Origin of the sequence: Nitrososphaera sp. AFS, assembly GCF_009898475.1 — an archaeon.
GTDB lineage: Archaea > Thermoproteota > Nitrososphaeria > Nitrososphaerales > Nitrososphaeraceae > Nitrosopolaris.
The window spans coordinates 1-6,617 of record NZ_QURE01000067.1 but is presented as its reverse complement, the minus strand read 5'-3'; the positions used below and the strand labels follow the sequence as shown (position 1 = coordinate 6,617).

The 6,617-nt window shown below is 39.2% G+C and carries 6 protein-coding genes; 4 read left to right on the top strand and 2 right to left on the bottom strand.

Annotated features, from left to right (window positions below):
- The first annotated feature begins 243 nt into the window (after window positions 1-243).
- Window positions 244-717, top strand: coding sequence for a phosphopantetheine adenylyltransferase (locus tag DYY65_RS08160; protein WP_162477476.1), 474 nt, complete (start codon window positions 244-246; stop codon window positions 715-717).
- A gap of 138 nt (window positions 718-855) precedes the next feature.
- On the opposite strand, the gene DYY65_RS08155 is transcribed toward DYY65_RS08160, so the two are convergent.
- Together DYY65_RS08155 and DYY65_RS08150 are read right to left on the bottom strand one after the other, a co-directional pair.
- Window positions 856-1,137 carry a hypothetical protein gene (locus DYY65_RS08155; protein ID WP_162477475.1) on the bottom strand — a complete coding sequence of 94 codons (282 nt, stop codon included), beginning with the start codon at window positions 1,135-1,137 and terminating at the stop codon, window positions 856-858.
- 13 nt (window positions 1,138-1,150) lie between these two features.
- The gene (locus tag DYY65_RS08150; protein WP_201449412.1) at window positions 1,151-2,332 is read right to left on the bottom strand and encodes a tryptophan--tRNA ligase; all 1,182 of its coding nucleotides are present in this window, start codon (window positions 2,330-2,332) and stop codon (window positions 1,151-1,153) included.
- 60 nt (window positions 2,333-2,392) lie between these two features.
- Between DYY65_RS08150 and pheS the strand changes: the two genes are divergently transcribed.
- The 3 genes from pheS to DYY65_RS12495 form a co-directional block, all read left to right on the top strand.
- Complete coding sequence (gene pheS, locus DYY65_RS08145; protein ID WP_162477474.1) at window positions 2,393-3,895, top strand: phenylalanine--tRNA ligase subunit alpha; 1,503 nt, start codon at window positions 2,393-2,395, stop codon at window positions 3,893-3,895.
- The gene (pheT, locus tag DYY65_RS08140) at window positions 3,883-5,535 is read left to right on the top strand and encodes a phenylalanine--tRNA ligase subunit beta (protein WP_162477473.1); all 1,653 of its coding nucleotides are present in this window, start codon (window positions 3,883-3,885) and stop codon (window positions 5,533-5,535) included. Before pheS ends, pheT begins: the two co-directional genes overlap by 13 nt.
- Before the next feature lie 880 nt (window positions 5,536-6,415).
- Window positions 6,416-6,617 (top strand): hypothetical protein (locus DYY65_RS12495; protein ID WP_236561740.1); only part of this gene is annotated, 202 nt, incomplete at its 3' end.

Here is a 6,617-nt window from a genome sequence, read left to right as displayed (position 1 = left end):
AAAACATTTATGGCCAGAGAAAAAGACTGCATCTTTTGTATGGCTTGTGAGAATGTATGCCCCCCACAATGCGTCAAAATATTCCAGAAAGGCACATGACATGACCTGCGAAGAATGCGATTAGGCCATTGTTTTGATTCCTTAGGCGTTGATCTGCTATGACGTCCGTACTAGTCTTAACAAAAAAGGAATTTGCACTTATAAAATCAAGATAGGCGCTGACAGGATGTCAGAGTATAAATAATGGCCATCAAATATAGCAAAGTTGCAACTGGAGGAACTTTTGATGAAATTCATTTGGGCCACATAGCACTGCTCTCTAAAGCATTCCAGGTGGGTACGAACGTGATAATAGGAATTTCTAGTGATGAGTTCGCAAAGGCGAAAGGAAAGGTTATTCATTCCTATGACGAAAGGGTTACTAACCTTCGTAGGACTATTCATTCAAATTTTGATGACGCCCGATTTCAAATCGTAAAACTCGACACAACATATGGACCTGCAGTAATATCGGAGGACGTGGCTGCCTTGATTGTTAGTACTGAAAGAGCTACAGTAGGTTACGAGATAAACAAAATCCGAATCAATAGAGGCATCAGTCCACTATCGATAATTATTGTGGATATGGTCAGAGCTGAAGATGGGACCCCAATATCATCATCCCGAATTCGTGCTGGTCAAATAGACGCCCAAGGCAAATTACTAAGAAGGAAATAATATCGGCATCTCCTTCCCGAGTATAGGTCCTCTTAATATAACCACATAATTTGTGTCGAGCTCAGTGTTGCTAACAAAATTGCGTCTAGTCTTTGGATTTGATTTAGTAATAAGATTATATCCAAATTATTTCTGACATTAGCTTATAGTGATCTCTATCGTACTGTTGTTCAAATTGCTGGATATTCTTTTTTTATGCCTAATAGATTCCATTATTGCCTCATTTAGTCTGAGCGCACTCTGATAATCTCTCAACATAACGCAATGGGAAGATTTGTCTTTTAGCATGAAAACTACTTCATTCTGAAATACCGTTGTTATTCTCTGGAGAAACACAAAGTCATTTTTATCCATAGTCAAGAACCCTGCAAGCTTTTCTGCCTCGTATTTATCGTAACACTCAATCTTCTCAACTATCATTAGCGCCTGCCTCTCAAAAGGCACCTTTAAACGTAAATTTATCAGCACGGTCCCTTGCTTTTTCTCTCCTTCTTTTAAATTCTACCAAGAAAGTTTGTGCGTCCTTTGACAAATCGCTCTTGCATTCACCGCAAAGGAGATTTCCACTCTTGCATTTGAGTAACCTTTCATCTGACTCTTTTTCAGTATCAAATAAGTAGCGCAAATACCAAAATACTGGACAACCCAAAGGATTTCCACCAAGCATTCTTTGGAGTGAAATGGTAGCTTGGCCGCCGGTAAAAGCTGTAGAGACCTTCTTACTTATGATCTCTGGTTCATCTGTTGTGAGCAAAGCTGTTTCAGGCTTGGATGAGGACATTTTGCCTAACTTTTGAAGCCCAGGAAGGAACTTACTGTGGATCTGCGCAGGTTTGTAATAACCTAAACGCTCAGCTATATCCCTCGTTACCCTCCAATAAGGATCCTGATCGATTGCAGCTGGAACAAGTACAGGGGTCGGCCTACCTTCCATGAGTGAAGGTAGAAAGCATGGAGCGGCTTGTAGTGGTGGGAATCCGATCATTCCTATATTAGTAGAATTCGAGAAGCCAAAAACTGACTTTGCGGTCGAAAAGGTGATCCTTCTTGCTATCTCAATTGCTAAAGGGTAGAGATGCCCAATATCTCTGGAGTCTACAATAATCTTCGTTTTGTCAGGATCAAAGCCAATTGCAATTATGTCGAGTACATTCTCTTGAACATAGTGCTCAATTTCCTTCTTTGAACGATCTTGATTCTGGAGAAACTTTTCGTCATCAGTAAGCTGGAAGAGAAGTTTCGAATCAAATTTCTCTTGAATATATTTAGTAAATAACCAAGGCATTGCGTGACCTATATGCACCATTCCTGATGGTCCTCTACCGGTGTAAAGATAGAAACCTTCGCCCTCGTCATACTTGTTTAAAATCCAATCAAGATCACGATGAGAGAAAAAGAATTGACTCTTCAACATGGGATGCACTTCTCCAGTTACTTTCTTTATTTTTTCTATTATCTCTGAAGTTATAGGTAGGGTACCAAATTGAGCCATTAATCGTCTATAGTCAATATCACCCTCTACCTCCCATGGAGTAACCTTGAAATTATTTTGAAAGTCCGCTTTATCTCCGGTCAGACTGGCGTCTGAGGCTGCAACTCGGCGATTTAGCTCCAATGTCCACTCTGGACATTAAACGTTTAAAAAGTCTTTTTCATTTGAAATCTCTGGCTTTTCATGACTAGCTTCACAGGTGGTCCGATCCATCCTCTCGAGGGAACCGTCTTAAAGGCTCTGGTCATCAACGATAAACTATCGATAGAAACATTGGCTAGAAATACTGGTCTTGGTCTTGACCAGATTAGACGTGCTGTAGAATGGCTGAGATTAAAAAAGTTGGTTCGTCTTGATGAAATCACTGTGATATCCTTGGGTAAAAGTGGGTATCTTGCTATTCAGAACGGTTTACCTGAAAGAAGGCTTGTAAATCACTTAAAGGGCGACAAAAGCCATATCGGAGATATTCTGAATACAGGCTTCTTCACTCAAAGTGATAGCCACAGCGCATTCAGATATGCCAAACAAAACAAGTGGATCGAACAAGTTCTTGATGATTCCGGAAAAAAGATATTCGTCCTCACAGCCGAAGCTGACAGTCTGTCCGCTGAAGAAAGATTGCTGAATAAGCTTCTGGAAATGAAAAATCTAAAAGTTTCTGAGCTCAGTCCTAACGAAATAAGCTCCTTTAATTCACTCAAAAAGAGAGATCCCGACTATGTCATAGAACGTAAATTATCAGATGAATCCATCGTAACTATATTAGAAGATGGTAAAAAGTTCCTTTCTTCTGCAAAGATAAGCAGCCAGATATTCGGCCCCAAGAACAAAATTCAAATCCAAGAGCAACATGAAATTGGTTCTCCTATTGACGTTGAAGCTCCTGTTCGCTTTTTATTTCCTGGCAGAATTCATCCTATTGTGAACCTGGTCAAAGAAATAAGTGAAATTTTTGTGGGGTTGGGGTTCACTGAAATTGAAGGCCCCATGTTGCAAACGAGTTTCTGGAACTTTGATGCCCTCTTCACTCCGCAGGATCACCCAGCTAGAGAAATGCAGGATACGTTCTACATATCAAAAATAAAGGATGACAAATTCGCTACCCAAGATCAAATTCGCAAAGTTGCTGTCTCTCACAACGAAGGTTGGGGCTATAAATGGAACATTGAAGATGCCAGGGGCATTGTTCTAAGAACACATACCACGCCTATCACACTCAAATATCTTGCGGACAACAAACCAACCAAAGCCAAACTATTTTCGATTGGCCGAGTGTTCAGGAATGAAAAGATTTCATACAAGCATCTCGCTGAATTTACGCAGGTTGAAGGGGTAGTTACGGATAGCGTGGTCACACTAAAGGATTTAATGGCTCTACAGATTGAATTCTACAAAAAATTAGGCATCAAAAAAGTGAAATTCTGGCCCACATTTTTCCCTTACACCGAACCGTCTCTACAAACCATGATTTATAATGAGAAATTAGAGAAGTGGGTCGAATTGTTTGGAATGGGCATTTTTAGGCCTCAAGTCACAAGGCCGCTTGGCCTTGAAAATCCTGTGCTTGCTTGGGGAGGAGGCCTAGAAAGACTTGCAATGTTACGATTAGGTTTAACAGATGTCCGGGATCTATATAATAATAACCTGGGCTGGCTTAGGAGCATCCCCCGATGCCCGTTATAACAATCAGTTTTGACAGAATAGCCAAATTCTTTCCTCAACGAAGATTACAAGATGTCTTAGATATTTTTCCATTTTTAGGCCTGGATATAGAAGGCGTGAATGACTCAGAAGTTAGATTGGAGTACAATCCAAATAGACCTGATTTTGCTTCGGATTATGGCATAGTCAGGGCAGCTAAGGGACTGCTCGAAATAGAAACAGGCATTCCAGATTTTAAGTTGTCAAAAAGTAGTGGAACTGCTGTTAACGTCTGTATGTCTACTAAGACGATTAGGCCTTATATAGTTTCTATGATCGCTAAGAATGGATATTTGGATAATGGAAGTATTAAACAACTAATCTCTATGCAGGAAGATCTTCACAGCATCGTTGGAAGGCACAGAATCAAAGCGTCGATTGGCATCCACAACTATGATGTCATAAAATTTCCGATCAGCTATACGACGGTAGATAAAGAATTCTCATTCGCACCACTAGGCGAATCTCTAAAGCACACCATAAGTGAGATCTTGAGCACAATAGATTCCGGCAAAACTTATGGACGTATTTTACAGAATACGGAAAGATATCCTATGATAATAGATGCAGAAAATAACGTGTTGTCCTTTCCTCCAATAATAAATGGCAGTATAACGAGAATAGACCCAAACACTACAAACCTTTTTGTAGAGATTACTGGAACAAATCTTAAGGCCGCTGAAGATATCCTCTCAGTAATAAGTATGACGCTGTACGATATGGGCTTTAGAATATATACAGTCTTAGCTCATTTAGATGGAATTAGTAAAGAGACGCCCGATATGGGCTGTTCTAAAATTAAAGTTGAGACAAACTATATCAATAAACTGCTTGGTCTTGATCTTCATAAATCTGAAATCTTAAGGTGCTTAAGAAAAAGCAGGCTCGATGGAGAACTTGTTTCCGATAACACTATAGAGTGCACCATCCCTAGATACAGGACAGATATAATCGACGACACTGACCTGGTAGAAGATATAGCTATTGGGTTTGGCATAAATAGATTTGAAGCTACAAAACTCTCTTCAGCTTTACACGGAAACAGAAGCTATTCGTCCCGCTATCTGGACTTGGTAAGGGAAACAATGATTGGGCTGGGATTAACTGAGGTTGTGAATTTCAATTTAGTCAGTAGGAGAGTACATTATCAGCTTATGGGAATCCCTGAACCGAGTAATATGTTGACAGTCGAGAAGACCAAAAGTATAGAGCACGAAATATTGAGAGAAAGATTAATCCCTTCGTTAATTGAGACATTGTCTCACAACATTCATGAAGAATATCCCCAAGCTCTATTCGAAATCGGCAAAATATTTCGGCTCAAAGATAAAATACAGGAGTATTGGAACCTTGGCCTAGTTTTGGCTCATTCAAAATCAAATTATTCTAGTTGCAAATCCATCGTGCAGACGTTCATGAAAACTTGCATTGGGAAGGAAATCTCTACCAAAACGAATCAAAATGCAATGTTTGTTCTAGGTAGATCTTCAAATGTTATCGTTGATGATATGACTGTAGGATATATTGGTGAAATTAAGCCGACCATTAGCTCATCCTTTAAGCTAAGAGTTCCAGTGGTAGCTGCTGAACTAAACCTTTCCCAAGTGATGTCATTGTGCTGAAATTTATAAACATGTATTTGTATTCAAGGTTGGCTGTAACATAACAGCCACCCCGTTGTAGAGAGTACACTAGGAGGAGTACACATTCGCATGTACGGCTAACTATGACTAGTTGTGGGTCAGAGGCGGGGTACAATTCCTATCTATGGGACGAATGATTGAAAAATCTTCATAACTCTTGAAAGACATTCAAACTTACCAAATCAAATGACTACGGTTCCGTCTAACAGGCTTACTTAGTTGTCACACTTAAACACCTAGGTAACATTTTCAGAGACTTTGGTTACACTTCTGTCAGGAAGTGAGATATAAAACGAAATTCAAACTTGTTCATAAACAGAAATGGAAAGGTGACACTGTAACTGATCCTTAAAAGTATAGGTGTGTGTCTAGGAAAACTTGCTACAAATGGAACGACAGATACAGTAGCGATGTCATAAGTGGTCTTCTAGACCTGTCTAAAGCATCGCATACAAGAAGGTACAATTAGATAGAGCAATAGAAGAAAATATCCTGGATTTACGACTGAACAAAAAGATTCGGTTTAGACTACAAAGATTAGGAGTACATTTGAGTAGCGGATAGGACATTCTACAAGATACTGAAAAGAAAGACACTCTCCTAACATACTAAAGTGTAAGATCAGGAAGAGAAAATACAGCCGATTTGTAATGAAGCTTCCAAACGATATGGTACAAACAAATGGATATTTTAGGACCATTTTATACAAGAAACGGCAAGAAGCTATATCATAAGCTGTATAGATGACTGCTCAAGAAGTATCCAGCAAACGGTCAGAAAGTAAGAGAAGTATTAACGTCTTAAATGTACTTGAAGAATGGATTATCGTAAATGGTAAGCCGATAAATAATGCATGACAATGGTAAAAAGTTTACTTACATACTCAATCTATAAACGCTTTCTTGGGTATAACAGGATAAAAGATAAGTTAATCCCAAAATTTTATCCACAGCTAGAAGCAAAGATAGAAGCATATAACAAGATAGCGAAGAGTGAGTTCCTTGCAGTTGGAGAGATCACTAGTATAGATGATGGGAAGTTAAATATGATATGTTTGTCAA